Genomic DNA, 874 nt, shown 5'->3' with positions numbered 1-874 from the left:
ACACCAAACAAAACAAACAACTCAATACAAAGTTGAAGGACCAAGACTTATCGAGTCTTGGTCCTTCAATTCGTTTTACAACCATTGTGTGTTGCAATTGAAGGGTCCATTTCTGATTGCGCACGAACCACCCGAGACGTTGCGTATATCGATACCTGGAGCCAATTTGTCAGGGCGGCATTACTTACCCCACCAATGTTGCTCAGTCCTGTTCTCACACAGAATCGTAGAATGAGAAGCGCGAGTATTTTAGGGTCGCGTTGCTTCGCCGGTTCACGTTAAAGGACTAGGAACATGGTTGAATTTCTTTTCTTCCTTGCCCCTTCAGTGCTCTATATCCTTGTCCGACGCGGGTCAATCGGGGTGTCTCGAGCTCGGGCAAATGTGGGTTGGCGCTGGGGAAACCTGCAGGCAGCAGCTTTAAGTGTCATCTTGTTCCCTGTGCTGCTTGGAATAGGTTATCTTGGTATCCGTCTTGTATCTACGGATAGTCTCGGCATGCCGGGCGTCGTTCTTGTTCAAGGGGTAAGCGTTGCCGCGATTCTAAGGGCTGCAGGCGAAGAGTTTTTCTTCCGAGGATTTCTCGGGGGTTTACTTCTTCGGCGTTGGGGATTGTGGGCCGGAAACACTTTTCAGGCGGCCCTTTTCCTTTTGCCCCATGTGGTGTTGTTGAGCTTTGATGCTCATCTGTGGCCCGTACTTCCGGTTCAATTCCTCGGTGGGTGGATACTTGGGGCGGTGAGATTTCGCTCCGGTAGCGTCATTGAGTGCTCAGTCTTACATGCCGCCCTCAACATAGGTATCGGATTGTTGGCGGGTTAGGTGAAGGATTGCGTGTGGCTGCTGTCAGATGCGAGTTTTTGGTACCGGTGTT

The 874-nt window shown here is 50.7% G+C and carries 1 protein-coding gene; it reads left to right on the top strand.

Features of this window, described 5'->3' with window-relative positions; all coding sequences use genetic code 11:
- Positions 1–294 precede the first annotated feature (294 nt).
- Positions 295–822, top strand: coding sequence for a CPBP family intramembrane glutamic endopeptidase (locus HMPREF3009_RS11035; protein ID WP_049157638.1), 528 nt, complete (start codon positions 295–297; stop codon positions 820–822).
- Positions 823–874: the final 52 nt, after the last annotated feature.

It is taken from the genome of Corynebacterium sp. HMSC034H07 (assembly GCF_001815175.1).
GTDB lineage: Bacteria > Actinomycetota > Actinomycetes > Mycobacteriales > Mycobacteriaceae > Corynebacterium > Corynebacterium hiratae.
This window is presented reverse-complemented; position numbering and strand designations above follow the sequence as displayed.